General features: G+C 72.6%; 8 protein-coding genes. 2 read left to right on the forward strand and 6 right to left on the reverse strand.

Annotated elements, in window-relative coordinates:
• Positions 1 to 397 precede the first annotated feature (397 nt).
• Entirely contained in the window at positions 398 to 5,404 is a 5,007-nt protein-coding gene (locus tag ACWCWD_RS18390) for an NAD-glutamate dehydrogenase (protein WP_450773852.1), read from the forward strand.
• Between the two features lie 102 nt (positions 5,405 to 5,506).
• Here ACWCWD_RS18390 and ACWCWD_RS18395 read toward each other — a convergent pair whose 3' ends face one another.
• Both ACWCWD_RS18395 and ACWCWD_RS18400 read right to left on the reverse strand, forming a co-directional pair.
• Positions 5,507 to 6,283, reverse strand: a complete 777-nt coding sequence (locus ACWCWD_RS18395) for an ABC transporter ATP-binding protein (RefSeq protein ID WP_450773853.1) — start codon at positions 6,281 to 6,283, stop codon at positions 5,507 to 5,509.
• Complete coding sequence (locus tag ACWCWD_RS18400; protein ID WP_450773854.1) at positions 6,276 to 7,223, reverse strand: ABC transporter permease; 948 nt, start codon at positions 7,221 to 7,223, stop codon at positions 6,276 to 6,278. Before ACWCWD_RS18400 ends, ACWCWD_RS18395 begins: the two co-directional genes overlap by 8 nt.
• A gap of 196 nt (positions 7,224 to 7,419) precedes the next feature.
• Here ACWCWD_RS18400 and ACWCWD_RS18405 point away from each other — a divergent pair, with 196 nt between their 5' ends.
• Complete coding sequence (locus tag ACWCWD_RS18405; protein WP_450773855.1) at positions 7,420 to 8,034, forward strand: TetR/AcrR family transcriptional regulator; 615 nt, start codon at positions 7,420 to 7,422, stop codon at positions 8,032 to 8,034.
• Positions 8,035 to 8,183: 149 nt separating this feature from the next.
• Here the strand turns inward: ACWCWD_RS18405 and ACWCWD_RS18410 are convergent, their stop codons facing one another.
• From ACWCWD_RS18410 to ACWCWD_RS18425, 4 genes are all read right to left on the reverse strand, one after another.
• The gene (locus ACWCWD_RS18410; RefSeq protein ID WP_450773856.1) at positions 8,184 to 9,071 is read right to left on the reverse strand and encodes a carbohydrate ABC transporter permease; all 888 of its coding nucleotides are present in this window, start codon (positions 9,069 to 9,071) and stop codon (positions 8,184 to 8,186) included.
• Positions 9,068 to 10,456 carry a carbohydrate ABC transporter permease gene (locus ACWCWD_RS18415; protein WP_450773857.1) on the reverse strand — a complete coding sequence of 463 codons (1,389 nt, stop codon included), beginning with the start codon at positions 10,454 to 10,456 and terminating at the stop codon, positions 9,068 to 9,070. Before ACWCWD_RS18415 ends, ACWCWD_RS18410 begins: the two co-directional genes overlap by 4 nt.
• A 4-nt stretch (positions 10,457 to 10,460) precedes the next feature.
• Positions 10,461 to 11,837 (reverse strand): ABC transporter substrate-binding protein, encoded by a 1,377-nt coding sequence (locus tag ACWCWD_RS18420; RefSeq protein WP_450773858.1) that lies wholly within the window; start codon positions 11,835 to 11,837, stop codon positions 10,461 to 10,463.
• A gap of 220 nt (positions 11,838 to 12,057) precedes the next feature.
• Complete coding sequence (locus ACWCWD_RS18425) at positions 12,058 to 15,525, reverse strand: FHA domain-containing protein (RefSeq protein WP_450774009.1); 3,468 nt, start codon at positions 15,523 to 15,525, stop codon at positions 12,058 to 12,060.
• Positions 15,526 to 16,069: the final 544 nt, after the last annotated feature.

Raw genomic sequence — 16,069 nt, forward strand, 5'->3', positions numbered from 1 at the left:
AGCCTGCACCGGACGGACGGGTTCGCCAAGAGGGCGCGCCTTCGCCGGGGGAGAGCGGCGAGCGGTGGCCAGCAGGACGAAGTGTCCAAAACGGGGGTCTTCGTTTGTACACATACGGTTCATGACGGCCACCCGTCCGGGCGAGATAGCCTTGTGCCCGTGATCAGCGCGATACGCCGCGGGGGCATGGACGCCCCCGCCCCGGTCCCGGAGTGCACCCGCACCCGGGCGATCCGTGATCGCCATCACCCCGACCCACGGCTGAATATCGCCGATTTGGTCCCGGGTATCTCTCATCGCGGCATAGCGTCGACTACGACCGGATACCCCGCGTCGTGGCGTTGTGCCGCTTTTGTCACCTACGTCACGCAATGGCGCGCGACAGGAGCCAGAGGACATGCAGACCAAGCTGGACGAAGCCAAGGCCGAGCTGCTCGCACGGGCCGCCGAGGTAGCTGACAACAGCCCGGGCGGTGGTGCCGGCGGCCCGGGGGGTACCCCCCGGGTGCGCGTCGCCGCGGCCGGCACGGACGGGGACGAGCGGTCCGGCCGGGACATGCTCCTCTCCTACCTCCAGCGCTACTACTTGCACACCGCCCCGGAGGACCTGAACGGCCGGGACCCGGTGGACGTCTTCGGCGCCGCCTCCTCGCACTACCGGCTGGCCGAGAACCGCCCCCAGGGCACGGCCAACGTCCGGGTGCACACCCCGACCGTGGAGGAGAACGGCTGGACCTCCAGCCACTCCGTCGTCGAGGTCGTCACCGACGACATGCCGTTCCTCGTCGACTCCGTCACCAACGAGCTGTCCCGCCAGAACCGCAGCATCCACCTGGTCATCCACCCCCAGGTCCTGGTGCGCCGCGACGTCACCGGCAAGCTGCTGGAGGTCCTCACCGACGGCCCCGGCGTCCCCCGGGCCCCCCAGGGCAAGGGCCGCAAGGACTCCGGCACCACCGGGGCGGCGCTCCCGCACGACGTGCTCGTCGAGTCCTGGATCCACGTGGAGATCGACCGCGAGACGGACCGCGAGGACCTCAAGGAGATCACCGCCGACCTGCTGCGCGTCCTGTCCGACGTGCGGGAGACCGTCGAGGACTGGGACAAGATGCGCGCCGCCGCGCTGCGCATCGCGGACGGCCTCAAGAGCGAGCCCACCGACGACCTCCCGGCCGAGGAGATCGAGGAGGCCGGCGAGCTGCTGCGCTGGCTCGCGGCCGACCACTTCACCTTCCTCGGCTACCGCGAGTACGAACTGAAGAACGGCGACTCGCTCGCCGCGGTGCCCGGCACCGGCCTCGGTATCCTGCGCTCCGACCCGAAGCACCACGAGGACGAGGCGCACCCCGTCAGCCCGTCCTTCGACCGGCTTCCCGCCGACGCCCGCGCCAAGGCCCGCGAGCACAAGCTGCTCATCCTGACCAAGGCGAACAGCCGCTCCACGGTCCACCGCCCGAGCTACCTCGACTACGTCGGCGTGAAGAAGTTCGACGCCGACGGCAACGTCGTCGGCGAGCGCCGCTTCCTCGGCCTGTTCTCGTCCGCCGCCTACACCGAGTCGGTGCGCCGGGTCCCGGTCGTCCGCCGCAAGGTCGCCGAGGTGCTGGAGGGCGCCGGCTTCTCGGACAACAGCCACGACGGCCGCGACCTGCTCCAGATCCTGGAGACCTACCCGCGCGACGACATGTTCCAGACGCCGACCGATCAGCTCCGCTCGATCGTCACCTCGGTGCTCTACCTCCAGGAACGCCGTCGGCTCCGCCTCTACCTGCGCCAGGACGAGTACGGCCGCTACTACTCCGCCCTCGTCTACCTGCCGCGCGACCGCTACACCACCGGCGTGCGGCTGCGGCTGATCGACATCCTCAAGGAGGAACTCGGCGGCACCAGCGTCGACTTCACCGCCTGGAACACCGAGTCGATCCTGTCCCGGCTGCACTTCGTCGTCCGGGTCGCCCCCGGCACCGAACTGCCCCACCTCACGGACGCCGACACCGAGCACATCGAGGCCCGGCTCGTCGAGGCCGCCCGCTCCTGGGCGGACGGCTTCCAGGAGGCCCTGAACGCCGAATGCGGCGAGGAGCGCGCCGCCGAACTGCTGCGCCGCTACGCCCGCTCCTTCCCCGAGGGCTACAAGGCCGACCACTCGCCGCGCGCCGCCGTGGCCGACCTGGTCCACCTCGAACGTCTCAAGGCGGGCGAGAAGGACTTCGCGCTCAGCCTCTACGAGCCGGTCGGCGCGCTGCCCGGCGAGCGCCGCTTCAAGATCTACCGGACCGGCGAGCCCGTCTCGCTCTCCGCCGTCCTCCCGGTGCTCCAGCGCCTGGGCGTGGAGGTCGTCGACGAGCGCCCGTACGAACTGCGCTGCGCGGACCGGACCACCGGCTGGATCTACGACTTCGGGCTGCGGCTGCCCGCGGGCAACGGCGACCACCTCGCCGACGACGCCCGCGACCGCTTCCAGCACGCCTTCGCCGCGGTCTGGACCGGCGCCGCCGAGAACGACGGCTTCAACTCCCTCGTCCTGCGCGCCGGACTCGACTGGCGGCAGGCGATGGTGCTCCGCGCCTACGCGAAGTACCTGCGCCAGGCGGGCTCCACCTTCAGCCAGGACTACATGGAGGACACCCTCCGCGACAACGTCCACACCACCCGGCTGCTGGTCTCCCTCTTCGAGGCCCGGATGTCGCCCGCCCGCCAGAACGCCGGCCGGGAACTGACCGACGGACTGCTCGAAGAGCTCGACGGCGCGCTCGACCAGGTCGCCTCGCTCGACGAGGACCGCATCCTGCGCTCCTTCCTCACCGTCATCAAGGCGACCCTGCGGACCAACTTCTTCCAGCGCGCCGACGACGGCGAGCCGCACGGCTACGTCTCGATGAAGTTCGACCCGCAGGCCATCCCCGACCTGCCCGCCCCGCGCCCCGCCTTCGAGATCTGGGTGTACTCGCCCCGCGTCGAAGGCGTCCACCTGCGCTTCGGGAAGGTCGCCCGCGGCGGGCTGCGCTGGTCGGACCGGCGCGAGGACTTCCGTACCGAGGTCCTCGGCCTGGTCAAGGCGCAGATGGTGAAGAACACCGTGATCGTGCCGGTGGGAGCCAAGGGCGGCTTCGTCGCCAAGCAGCTCCCCGACCCGGCGCTCGACCGTGACGCCTGGCTCGCCGAGGGCATCGCCGCCTACCGCGTCTTCGTCTCGGCGCTGCTCGACATCACCGACAACCTGGTGGCCGGCGAGACGGTGCCCCCCGTCGGCGTGGTCCGCCACGACGAGGACGACACCTACCTCGTCGTCGCCGCCGACAAGGGCACCGCGAGCTTCTCCGACATCGCCAACGAGGTCGCCGTCGCCTACAACTTCTGGCTCGGCGACGCCTTCGCCTCCGGCGGCTCCGCAGGGTACGACCACAAGGGCATGGGCATCACCGCGCGCGGCGCCTGGGAGTCCGTCAAGCGGCACTTCCGCGCGCTGGGCCACGACACGCAGACCGAGGACTTCACCGTCGTCGGCGTCGGCGACATGTCCGGCGACGTGTTCGGCAACGGCATGCTGCTCTCCGAGCACATCCGGCTGGTCGCCGCCTTCGACCACCGGCACATCTTCCTCGACCCGACCCCGGACGCCGCCGTCTCCTACGCCGAGCGGCGCCGGATCTTCGAGCTGCCCCGCAGCTCCTGGGCCGACTACGACACCAAGCTGCTCTCGGCGGGCGGCGGAGTCCACCCCCGTACCGCGAAGTCGATCCCGGTCAACGCGCACGTCCGCGAGGCCCTCGGCATCGAGGCGGGCGTCACCAAGATGACCCCCGCCGACCTGATGAAGGCCATCCTGCGGGCCCCGGTCGACCTGCTGTGGAACGGCGGCATCGGCACCTACATCAAGTCCTCCGCCGAGACCGACGCCGACGTCGGCGACAAGGCCAACGACGCGATCCGGGTCAACGGCCAGGACCTGCGGGCCAAGGTCGTCGGCGAGGGCGGCAACCTCGGCGCCACGCAGCTCGGCCGCATCGAGTTCGCCCGGGCCGGCGGCTCGATCAACACCGACGCGATCGACAACAGCGCCGGCGTGGACACCTCCGACCACGAGGTGAACATCAAGATCCTGCTCAACGGCCTGGTCCGGGACGGCGACATGACCGTCAAGCAGCGCAACAAGCTGCTCGCCGAGATGACCGACGAGGTCGGCGCGCTCGTGCTGCGCAACAACTACGCGCAGAACGTCGCGCTCACCAACGCCTCCGCACAGGCCGCCGACCTGCTCCACGCCCACCAGCGCTCGATGCGCAGGCTGGAGTCCTCGGGCGGACTGGACCGCGCGCTGGAGTTCCTCCCCGCCGACCGGCAGATCCGCGAACTCCTCACCGCCGGCAAGGGCCTGAGCCAGCCGGAACTCGCCGTGCTGCTCGCCTACACCAAGATCACCGCCGCCGACGAGCTGATCGGCACCACCCTCCCGGACGACCCGCACCTCCAGCGCCTCGCGCACGCCTACTTCCCGAAGCAGCTGCGCGAACGCTTCCCCGAGGCGATCGACGGCCACGCGCTGCGCCGCGAGATCATCACCACGGTGCTGGTCAACGACACCGTGAACAGCGGCGGCTCGACCTTCCTGCACCGGTTCCGCGAGGAGACCGGCGCCTCGGTGGAGGAGATCGTGCGGGCGCAGGCCGCGGCCCGCGAGATCTTCGGCCTGAACCAGGTCTGGGACGCCGTGGAGGCGCTCGACAACCAGGTCGACGCCGGGGTGCAGACCCGCATCCGGCTGCACTCCCGCCGCCTGGTGGAGCGCGGCACCCGCTGGCTGCTCGGCAACCGCCCGCAGCCGGTGGACATCGAGGCCACCGTCGCCTTCTTCAAGGAGCGGGTCGCCGAGGTCTGGGCCGCGATGCCCAAGCTGCTGCGGGGCACCGACCAGGAGTGGTACCAGCAGATCCTGGACGAGCTGACCTCGGCGGACGTGCCGGAGGAGCTGGCGCAGCGCGTCGCCGGGTTCTCCTCGGCGTTCCCGGCGCTCGACATCGTGGCCATCGCGGACCGTACGGGCAAGGACCCGCTGGCCGTCGCCGAGGTCTACTACGACCTCGCGGACCGGCTGCGGATCACCGCGCTGATGGATCGGATCATCGAGCTGCCGCGCGCCGACCGCTGGCAGTCCATGGCCCGCGCCTCGATCCGCGAGGACCTGTACGCGGCCCACGCGGCGCTCACCGCCGACGTCCTGGCGGTGGGGGCCGAGGGCGCGGTGCCGGAGGACCGGTTCAAGGCGTGGGAGGAGAAGAACGCGGCGATCCTCTCCCGGTCGCGCTCCACCCTGGAGGAGATCCAGAGCTCCGACGCCTTCGACCTGGCGAACCTGTCGGTCGCGATGCGGACCATGCGGACGCTGCTGCGCACGCACGGCTGACCGCGGTGACATGAGAGAGGGGGCTCCGGGCCGTAAAGCCCGGAGCCCCCTCTCGCGTCCCGCGCGCGGGGACGTACGGCCTCGCGTCGCGAACCGCTCGTCCTACTTCTTCGTGAACCGCTCGTACGCGGCGACGACGTCCTCCGCCGGGCCGTCCATCCGCAGCACGCCCGCCTCCAGCCAGATCGCCCGGTCGCAGGTCTCCAGGATCGACCGGTTGCTGTGGCTGACCAGGAAGACCGTGCCGGCCTCCTTGCGGAGCTCCTTGATCCGGTCCTTGCTCCGGTTCTGGAACTTGGCGTCGCCGGTGGACAGCGCCTCGTCGATCAGGAGCACGTCGTGGCTCTTGGCCGCCGCGATGGAGAACCGCAGCCGGGCGCCCATGCCGGAGGAGTACGTCCGCATCGGCAGCGTGATGAAGTCGCCCTTCTCGTTGATGCCGGAGAAGGAGACGATGTCGTCGTACCGCTCGCGGATCTCCTGGCGGGACATGCCCATCGCCAGGCCGCCCAGCACGACGTTCCGCTCGCCGGTGAGGTCGCTCATCAGCGCCGCGTTCACGCCGAGCAGCGAGGGCTGGCCCTGCGTGTGGACCTTGCCCTTCGTCGCCGGGAGCAGCCCGGCGATCGCCTTGAGCAGGGTGGACTTGCCCGAGCCGTTCGAGCCGATGAGGCCGATCGCCTCGCCCTTGTACGCGGCGAAGCTGACGCCCTTCACGGCGTGCACCTCGCGCACGCCCGGGCTCTCGCGGCGGGTGACGATCCGGCTGAGCGCGGAGGTCGCGCTGCCCCGGCCGCCCTTGGCGCCGTTGACCTTGTAGGTGATGTGCACGTCGTCGACGACGACGGTGGGCTCCCGCTCCTCGGTCGTGTCAGCCACGTCCGTACCTCTCTTCGGCCTTCCAGAAGAACACGAAGCCGCCGATGCCGCAGACGAGTGCCCACGCCGCGGCGACCGCCCATACGTGCGGAGGCAGTTGGTCGGCGGTGAAGCTCTCGATCAGGGCGAACCGCATCAGGTCGATGTAGACGGCCGCCGGGTTGCAGTCGAGCGCGACGACGACCCAGTGCGGGACCCCGTCCCTGTTGAGCAGGGAGTCCAGGCTCCACATCACGCCGGACGCGTACATCCAGGTGCGCAGCAGGAACGGCATCAGCTGGGCGATGTCCGGGGTCTTCGCGGTGAGCCGCGCCACGATCATCGAGACGCCGGTGTTGAAGAGCGCCTGGAGGAAGAGCGCGGGGACCGCGAGCACCCAGCTGGGCTTCGGGAACTCGCCGAAGCCCAGCAGGATCAGGACGAGCGCGCCGAGCGAGAACAGCAGCTGCTGGAGCTGCTGGAGGGCGAGCGCGACCGGCAGCGAGGCCCGCGGGAAGTGCAGGGCGCGCACCAGCCCGATGTTGCCGCTGATCGCGCGGGTGCCCGCGGTGATCGAGCTGGAGGTGAACGTCCAGATGAAGACACCCGTGACGAGGAACGGCACGAAGTCGGGGACCCCGCGCTTGGTGCCCATCAGGATGCCGAAGATGAAGTAGTACACCGCCGCGTTGAGCAGCGGCGTCATGATCTGCCAGATCTGGCCGAGCTTCGCCTGGCTGTACTGCGCGGTCAGCTTGGCGGTGGCGAACGCCACGATGAAGTGCCTGCGCCCCCAGAGCTGGGCGACGTACGAAGCGAGGGAGGGGCGGGCGCCGCTGACGGTGAGGCCGTGGCGGGCGGCGAGCGCCGCGAGCTCGCCGGGGGCGTAGACCGGGGCGAGTGCGGCGGGATCGGTTTCGGCCGGCCCTGGGGTCGGCGGAGCTGCTGTCTGGCTCACCACGATCGCTTTCGACGGAGGCGGGGGACAGCCGGTCCGGGGCTGGAGCGGAACCGGCTGTGAAGCGGGGGAACAGGCGTTGAACTGCGGGGGAACCGCGAGCGAACGACGGGACGGGACCGTTCCGTCGTCACGCTGAGCGTAAATCGTATCGACGTCGGGACGCAACCGTTTCGTCGTTACGGATATCATTCACAGCATGAGCACCGAACCCGGACCCCGGCGCCGCACCCCGGCAGGCGCCGCCGTGCTGCGCGAGGACGTGACCGACGCGATCCGCGGGGCCGTCTTCGAGGAGCTGGCCGCGGTGGGATTCGCCCGGATGTCGATGGAAGGCATCGCGCGCCGCGCGGGCGTCGGCAAGACCGCCGTCTACCGGCGCTGGAAGTCCAAGCTGCACCTGGTGCTCGACCTGGTGGCCGCCGTCGCCCAGCAGGGCATGCCGACCCCCGACACCGGCTCGCTGTACGGGGACGTACGGGCGGTCCTCCAGCTCGCCTCGTACGCGCTCCGCCACCCCGTCGCCTCCCAGGTGATCCCGGACCTGCTCGTCGAGGCGGCCCGGAACCCGGAGATCGCCGAGACGATCAAGGCGGCCCTCCTCGACCCGCAGCAGGGCGTCGCGGCCGTCGTCGTCCGGGCGGCGGTGGCCCGGGGCGAGCTGCCGGAGGGCAGCGACCCCGACCGCGCGCTGGACCTGATCGTCGGGCCGCTGTACTGGCGCCTCGTGGTGGTCCGCGGCGGCCTGCCCAAGGGGTACCTCGACGACCTCGCCGCCTCCACGGTCGCCGCGCTCAAGCACCCGGGGGCGTAGGGGGCGCGTACGTACGAGGACCCGGGCGCGCGGAGGTGCGCCCGGGTCCTCGTCCTGTCATGCCGGAGGGCGGTCGGCGACGACCGTTACGTCGAGGTGGCCCGCTCGGCCGGACCCGAGCGGGACGGGACACCGGGCCCGGAGGTCGCTCACTTCACCGCCCCCGCCATCACCCCCGACACGAACTGCCGCTGGAAGGCGAAGAACACCGCCAGCGGGATCACCATCGAGACGAACGCCCCCGGTGCCAGCACGTCGATGTTGTTGCCGAACTGGCGTACCTGCTGCTGGAGCGCCACCGTGATCGGCGGGGAGTCCGAGTCCGCGAAGATCAGGGCGACCAGCATGTCGTTCCAGACCCAGAGGAACTGGAAGATCCCGAGCGAGGCGATGGCGGGGCCGCCGAGAGGCATCACGACCCGGGTGAAGAGCCGGATCTCGCCCGCCCCGTCGAGCCGGGCGGCCTCCAGGAGCTCGCGGGGGATCTCCGCGAAGAAGTTCCGCAGCAGGAAGATCGCGAACGGCAGGCCGAAGGCCGTGTGGAAGAGGACCACGCCGAGGGTGGTCTCGAAGATCCCGAGGGTGCCGAAGAGCTTGGAGACCGGGATCAGGGCGACCTGTACCGGTACCACCAGCAGCCCCACGACCAGCAGGAACCACCAGTCGCGGCCGGGGAAGTCCATCCAGGCGAAGGCGTAGCCGGCGAACGAGCCGATCACCACCACCAGGACCGTGGACGGCACGGTGATCATCACGGTGGAGAGCAGCGAGCCGGTGATCGCCGAGTCGGAGAGCAGGTGCTGGTAGTTGTCGAGGGTCAGCTGGGAGGGGGCGGTGAAGACCTGCCACCACCCGCTCGCCGCGATGTCCTTGCCGTCCCGCAGCGAGGAGAGCAGCAGCCCGATCGTCGGCATCAGCCAGAACAGGGCGACCAGGACGAGGACGACCCGCATCACCCCGCCGCCGGCCCGTGCCAGGATCCGCGCCGCGAGCGGGGGACGGGCCGCCCCGGCCGTGGTGGTGGACGCGGCCGTCATCGGCGCCCCTCCTTCCGTATCCGGCGGATGTTGAAGGCCATCACCGGGATCACCAGCAGCAGCAGGAGGACGGCGATGGCGCTGCCGACCCCCAGGTCCGCGTCCGTACCGAAGGAGGAGCGGTACAGCTGGAGGGCGAGGACGTTGGCGTCGTCCTGGGAGGAGCCCGGCGCGATGATGAAGATCAGGTCGAAGACCTTCAGTACGTTGATCATGAGCGTGACCAGCACCACCGCGAGGACCGGTGCCAGCATCGGCACGGTGATCCGGCGGAACACCTGCCACTCGTTCGCCCCGTCGACCCGCGCCGCCTCCAGGAGCTCGCGGGGGAGTCCGGCGAGGCCCGCAGCGATCAGCACCATCGCGAAGCCCGCCCACATCCAGACGTAGCTGCCGATGATGCCGGGGGTGACCAGGTTCGGGCCGAGCCAGGAGACCCCGTTGTACGGCTCGCGGAAGTTGTCGGCGGGCAGCCGGAGCACCGCGCCGTCGGCGGCGGAGGGCAGCGAGAAGGACCCGTCCGCTCCGGCCGTGGCGGTGGCGACGACCTCGCCGTCCTTCACCGCCTCCACCTCGATGCCCTTGAGGCCCAGCTCCTTCGGGTCGACCGTGTTGGGCTTCCCGCCGCCGCCCCTGGTGAAGTCCAGCCAGGCGGTGCCGGTGATCCGGTCGCCGTCCGGAGCGGGGGTGCGCGCGGGCACCGCGTCGTGCGGCATCTTCTCCGGTACGACCCCGACCAGCGGGAGCAGCACCGGGACGCCCGCCCGTACCGTCGTCTTCGTGACGAACGATCCGCCGCCGCCCGCCTTCAGCGGGTGCACCGGCAGCGGATGCGCCTTCGGGAATCCGGCCGACTCCGCGAAGGTGTCGTGCACGCCCACCCAGACCGCGTTGGCGACCCCGCGCTCCGGGGCCTCGTCGTAGACCAGCCGGAAGATGATCCCGGCGGCCAGCATGGAGATCGCCATCGGCATGAAGACGACCAGTTTGAACGCCGTGCCCCAGCGGATGCGTTCGGTCAGCACCGCGAAGACCAGTCCGAGCGCGGTGGAGACGGTGGGCGCGAGCACCACCCAGATCAGGTTGTTCTTGACCGCCGTACGGATCGAGTCGTCCGTGAACAGCTTCCGGTAGTTGTCGAGCCCGGCGAAGCCGGTGCCCGCCTGGTCGAGGAACGAGCGGTAGACCGAGTAGGCGATCGGATAGACCACCAGCGCGCCGAGCAGCACCAGCGCGGGCAGCAGGAACGCCACCGCGACGGCTCTGCGGGTGCCGGTGACACCTCGGCCGGACCGCCGGGAGGGGCGGCCGGTACGGGTACGGACGGGGGGACCCGGGTGGGCGGGGGGCACCGCACCGGCGCCCCCCGTCGTCGCTGTCGTCACCGCGTCAGCTCGTGTACGCCTCGGCGGCGGCGGACTCCAGCGCCCGTTGGGTCCCCGCGATGTCCTTCGGGCTCTTCAGGAAGTCCTGGAGGATCTTCCACTCGCCCTTGCCGGGAGTACCGCCGAAGGACTGCGGCGCCTGGTCCGACATGTCGAACCGGACGTCGTCCCCGGCCGCGATCAGCGCCTGCGCCATGGTGCGCTGCACCTCGTTCGGGTACACCGCCGGGTCCAGGGACTTGTTCGGCGAGAGGAACCCGCCCGCCCCGGCCGAGATCTTCGCCGCGTCCGTGGACGCCAGGAAGGTCAGCAGCGCCTGGGCCCCCTTGGAGTCCTTCAGCGCCACCGCCGCGTCCCCGCCGGTCACCACCGGGGAGTTCGCGCCGACCGCCGGGAACGGGAAGACCTTGGCGTCCGTACCGATCTTCGCGTCGGTCTCCGCGATGTTGACGGCCACGAAGTCCCCCTCGTAGACCATCGCGGCCTTCGGCTGGTCGCCGCCGGTGAAGGTCTGCGTCACCGAGGCCGGGAACTCGGTCTGGAGAGCCCCGGACGCGCCGCCCGCGATCAGCTCGGGCTTGCCGAAGAGCTGGGCGAGGGTGGTGAGCGCGTCCTTCACGGACGGGTCCGTCCACTTGATCCCGTGCTTCGCCAGCTGGTCGTACTTCTCCGGGCCCGCCTGGGAGAGGTAGACGTTCTCGAACCAGTCGGTGAGGGTCCAGCCGTCCGCCCCGCCGACCGACACCGGGGTGATCCCGGAGGCCGACACCGTCTCGGCGGTGGTGAGGAAGTCCTTCCAGGTCTTCGGCTCGGCCGCGCCCGCGTTCTCGAAGGCCTTGGCGTTGTACCAGACCAGCGACTTGTTGGCGGCCTTGTAGTAGACGCCGTACTGGGTGCCGTCCACGGCACCGAGGTCCTGCCAGACCTGCGCGTAGTTCTGGCCGAGCTGGGCCCGCGCCTCGTTGCCGACGGGCTTCGCCCACTTCTTCGCCACAGCCTGCTGGATCGCGCCGACCTGCGGGATCATCGCCACGTCCGGCGGCTGGCCGCCCGCGATCTTCGTACCGAGGAAGTTGACGATCGGGTCCTGCGCGGGGACGAAGCTGACCTTGGCTCCCGTCCGCTTCTCGAACTCGTCCAGGACCTTGATGAAGTTCTGCTGCTCCGCGCCCGTCCACACGGCGGCCACGGAGATCTGCTCACCGTCCAGACGCGGTAACGAGACGGTCGACGCGGGCGACTCGCTCGTGCCCGCCGTGGCGCCCCCGGTGTCCTTGCCGTCCTTGCCGTCGTCCGAACCGCCCGAGCAGCCGGTCAGCGTCAGCGCGCCTATCGCGGCGAACAGTGTTGCCGCCCGGCCCAGTTGTCGGGTTCTGTGCATGTCTGCCCCGTTTCCCGGCGACGCGCGTCCGCACGCCGCTGTGCGAGTACCGCGTCGTCCGTGGGCACAGTCCTACGCCGGGGCGCGAAGGACCCGCAATACCGCCGTGGGGGCCGGGCGGGCGATCGTGACCCGCTCGTGACGTCGTTTCAGGAGGAAAGGCGCACCCCGTGGACAGAGGTCAGGAGGACAGCTCCGTCCGCCGGAACACAGCGGGACATCACGAGGAGACCGGCGGCAGCGGAGGCAGCCGTTCGGCGTTCACCGAGCGCGCCGCGCGCTCCAGCGCACTGGCGAGGAGCGCCAGATCGGTCGGCCCGTTGCCCAGCTCCCGGACCGGACGGCGGGTCGGCGGATCGCCCATCCGCTCCCACTCCAGCGGCACCACCGTCGGACGCAGGGTCGCCGTGCGCGGGATGCGCCCCGTCACCCGGCCGCCCTGGAACGGGGTGACCCGCCCGTCCGGATGCCCCAGCCGGCCGCGCCCCGGCGCCGGTTCGTCCGGCGAGGGCGGCAGCACCGGCGGGTCCAGCACGATCCGCAGCCGGGCGCCCCGCGCCAGCTCGGTGTCCTCGGTGCGGTCCGGGCGCCCGGAGGACGCCACCAGGTGCACCCCGAGCCGCCCGCCGTCCCGGGCCACCGCCTCCAGCGCCCGCACCACCGACCCGGCGGCCGGCCGCCCCGGACTGCCGAGCGCCGGGGCGACCAGCGCGTCGAAGTCGTCGGCGAGCACCACGAGCCGGGGCAGCGGCGACGGACCCGGGTCCACCGCCCGCGCGGCCGCCCGCAGCCGCAGCGTGCCGGTGGTGGACGAGGAAGCGGCGTCGGGGTCCCCCCGCTGCTCCGAGGGGCTCGGCGGCCGCTGGCCGACGAGCCGCTGCGCGACCTCGTGCCTGGTGTGCCACTCGGCGAAGTCCAGCCCGCCGAGCAACTCCGCACGGCGCTTCAGCTCGCCGCCGAGCGCCCGCGCGAACTCCCGCATCCGGACCGGATCGGAGGCCGACAGGTACGAGAAGACGTGCGGCAGCTCGGTGCAGGGCCGCAGCCCCTCACCGGGCTGGCCGTTCTCCCCGCCCGCCCCGGCCCCGTCCACCAGCAGGATGCCGAGCCGGTCGGGACGGGCGGCCGAGGCGAGCGAGGCGGCGACCGCCCGCAACAGCTCGGTACGGCCGCTGCCCGCCGGGCCCTCGATCAGCAGGTGCGGCCCCTCGTCGGCGAGATCCACGCTCACCGGCCCCCGGGGCCCGGCACCCAGCACCACCACCGGCCGCCCGGCCATCCCGCCGGCCCCCTCGCCACCCGGGGCCGGTGCGGCGGACGCCGGATGCGGGGTGTGCTCGGAGCCGGTACGCGCCCCGGGGACGGTGTACGGCGTGTCGCCCGTACCCCGCGCCGTGGCACCGGGGTAGGGGGTGCGGCCGGAGTCCGTACGGGACGACGGGTACGGGGTGCGGCCGGAGTCGGTACGGGCGTCGGGGACGCCGGGGTACGGCGTGCGCCCGGAATCCGTGCGGGCGTCCGGGCGGGACGACGGGTACGGGGTGCGCCCCGAGTCCGTACGGGCGTCCGGGCGGGACGGGTACGGGGTGCGGCCGGAGTCGGGTGAGTCGGTGCGCGGGCCGCCGACCAGGGGGGCGGTGCGGAGCGGGCCGGTGCTGAGGGTACGGCCGGGGCTCGGGGTGTCCTGGGGGTCGCCGAGCCGGCCCGGCGGCGGGGTGGAGGCCGGCCGGGCCGAGGCGCCGGGCTGGCGTTCGGCCGTCGACGCCCAGCGGGCCATCAGCGACGCCGGGGTGGCCCGGGCCAGGCCCAGCTCGTCGAGGAGCCGGGAGGTGGGCGGCAGCGCGGCGGTCTTCGCGAGGTCGGCCGCCGCCCCCGGGCCCTCGTCCCGCAGCGGGGCCAGCGCCCGGCCGAAGCGTTCCGCCCAGGCCGGCGACACCGCGTCCACGGTCGCCACCGTGCCGTGCCCCGCGACCTGGCCGCCCGCCGTGCGCAGCAGCCGGAGCGCCGTCGCGACGTCCCCGCTCAGCAGGGCGACCGCCCCGCACTCGCGGAAGGCGAGGGAGGCGTGGCAGGCGGCCTCGTAGGTCGCGGCGACCGGGGAGGTCGGCGAGGCCGGCGGGGTCTCCGCCAGGCAGATCAGATGGATTCCGGCCGCCGAACCGGCGCCCGCCAGCCGCGCGGTGGTCTCCCGCAGCGCGGCCGTCCCGGGGTCGCCGTCGACGACCACCACCGTGTACGGGCCGGTCCACGCCCCGGCGGCCTCGGCCACCGCGTCGCGCCCGGCGTGCGGCCAGCCGGGACCGAGCGGGCCCTCGTCCAGTCTGCGGACCAGCTCGTCCGTACGGGCCGCCGCCTGCTCACGGTCGTACGCGAGGAGCAGCCGGCAGTCCTGGCCGCGCATCGGCCGCAGATGCGGCAGCCACCCCAGCCAGGACCAGGCGCCGCGCCGCTCGTCCGCCGTGCGGTTGCGGTCCGTGCTGATGAGCACGATCTCCAGGTCGGTCGGGGAGTGCAGGGCGGCGAGCTGGGCGACCACCGAGCGGGCCAGCCCGGTGAGGCGCTCCCACGGCCCGGCGAGCCCGAGCGAACCGGCCTCGCGGAGCCCGACCGTCACCGGCACCGAGGGCAGCTCGGCCCGGTCGGTCGTGCCGAGCCGGACGGCCAGCGCCTCCGGGTGGCCGGGGTCGCGCTCCCAGAGCCGGGGGCCCGGGCCGAGCGCGGTCAGCAGCACCGCCGCCGGGTCCGGCCAGGTGCCGGCCGGGGCGGAGGGGGCCAGGAACCCCGTGTGCCCCGGGGCGGACCGGGGGACGGGAGCGTCCGCGGCGCCCACGGCCTCGTGGTCGGCGCGGCCACCGGCCAGCCTGCGGGCCCAGGCCCCTATGCCGCCGCGGCGGGGCTGCTCCGCGCCGGGGCGGGAGTACGGACCGGGGTTCTCCTGGCGGTACGGCGAGTCGTGGCCGGAGGGCCGGGTCTCCTCGGCGTACGCGCCGTGCCCGTGGGCCGGGTCCGGGCCGGCGTTCCCGGACGCTCCGGGCTCCGGCCGGGACACCCGCAGATGGCCCTCGCCGTCCGGGGCGGTGGCCAGCGCCGGGGGGCGGGGGCCGGTGGCGAGGCGGAGGGTGGACTCGCCGAGCCGCAGCAGGGCGCCCGCCGACAGCGGGACCGGCCGGGTGCCGATCTCGGCGCCGTCCAGCGAGGTGCCGTTGGTGGAGCCGAGGTCGGCCACGGTGACCCGGCCGTCGCCGGAGACGGTGACCGAGCAGTGCAGCCGGGAGACGTCGGGGTCGTCGAGCGGCACGTCCGCGTCGGCGGAGCGGCCGATGCGGATCTGCCCGCCGTGCAGCAGGTGGACACCGCCCGCGTCGGGACCGGCGACCACGTGCAGCCGGGCCGGGACGGAGTCGTCGGTGGACGGTTCGTCCTCACCGGGGGTGTGGAGGGAGAGCACCGCGCCGTCGACCAGCGGCGGCTCGCCGAGGGAGAGGCGCTGGGAGTCCAGCCGCTCCCGCCCGGCGAAGAGGATCACCGCGCCGCCGCCCAGGGACCCCTCGGGGCCCTGGACCGCCGAGGCGAGGGCCGAGGCGACGGCGGCGAGCGCCGTGCCCGCCGGGGCCGTGAGCAGGACGTCGCACGCGCGCGCCGGTGCGTGGCCGGTGCGCGGCGCGAGGACGGTCAGCCGGATCTGCATCGCCGTCAGCGGTCCCTTCTGCGGGTTGCCCGGCAGGGGACCTCCCTGTGATGCCCCCCACCCGGCGCGGACGCGTCGTCCGGTACGGGTCGTCACGTACCGCAGGGCTCCCGCTCCCGCAGTTCCGTGCTGGAGGCATCCTCGCACCTGCCACCGGCAACACGCCCACGGGTCATGCATAAGTGATCTTGATTGGTCGGGTGTGGGCGCAAAAGCGCCTGCTTGGCCCGGGTTCTGACACTCCGCTTGCCGGAGAGGGGGAGCGGGCTTACCGGAGCTCGGGAGCGGGCAGGGGTAGGCGCACACGGAGGGCAACCGGTCCTCCCTCGTCGGCGTCCTCCCCGGTACAGGAGGTGTGACGGTTCCGGCAGCCGCCGGAGCCCACCGGGAAATGCCCGGAAACCGACGGGTCACGGCGCGAACACAGCCCGTTCGCGACCCGTCGGAGGCCGGTTCGGCACCATTACAGTGGGCCGGAACATCCGGGGCGGCCCGGCGGTCCCGGTAGCGCGGGCCCTCACCCTCCACCATCACCACGACCAGC

It is taken from the genome of Streptomyces sp. NPDC001493, assembly GCF_053597235.1.

Coding starts and splice junctions, on each gene's coding strand:
- ACWCWD_RS18390 (WP_450773852.1), top strand. CDS start 398: ATGCAGACCAAGCTGGACGAAGCCAAGGCCGAGCTGCTCGCACGGGCC.
- ACWCWD_RS18405 (WP_450773855.1), top strand. CDS start 7,420: ATGAGCACCGAACCCGGACCCCGGCGCCGCACCCCGGCAGGCGCCGCC.
- ACWCWD_RS18410 (WP_450773856.1), bottom strand. CDS start 9,071: ATGACGGCCGCGTCCACCACCACGGCCGGGGCGGCCCGTCCCCCGCTC.
- ACWCWD_RS18420 (WP_450773858.1), bottom strand. CDS start 11,837: ATGCACAGAACCCGACAACTGGGCCGGGCGGCAACACTGTTCGCCGCG.
- ACWCWD_RS18425 (WP_450774009.1), bottom strand. CDS start 15,525: ATGCAGATCCGGCTGACCGTCCTCGCGCCGCGCACCGGCCACGCACCG.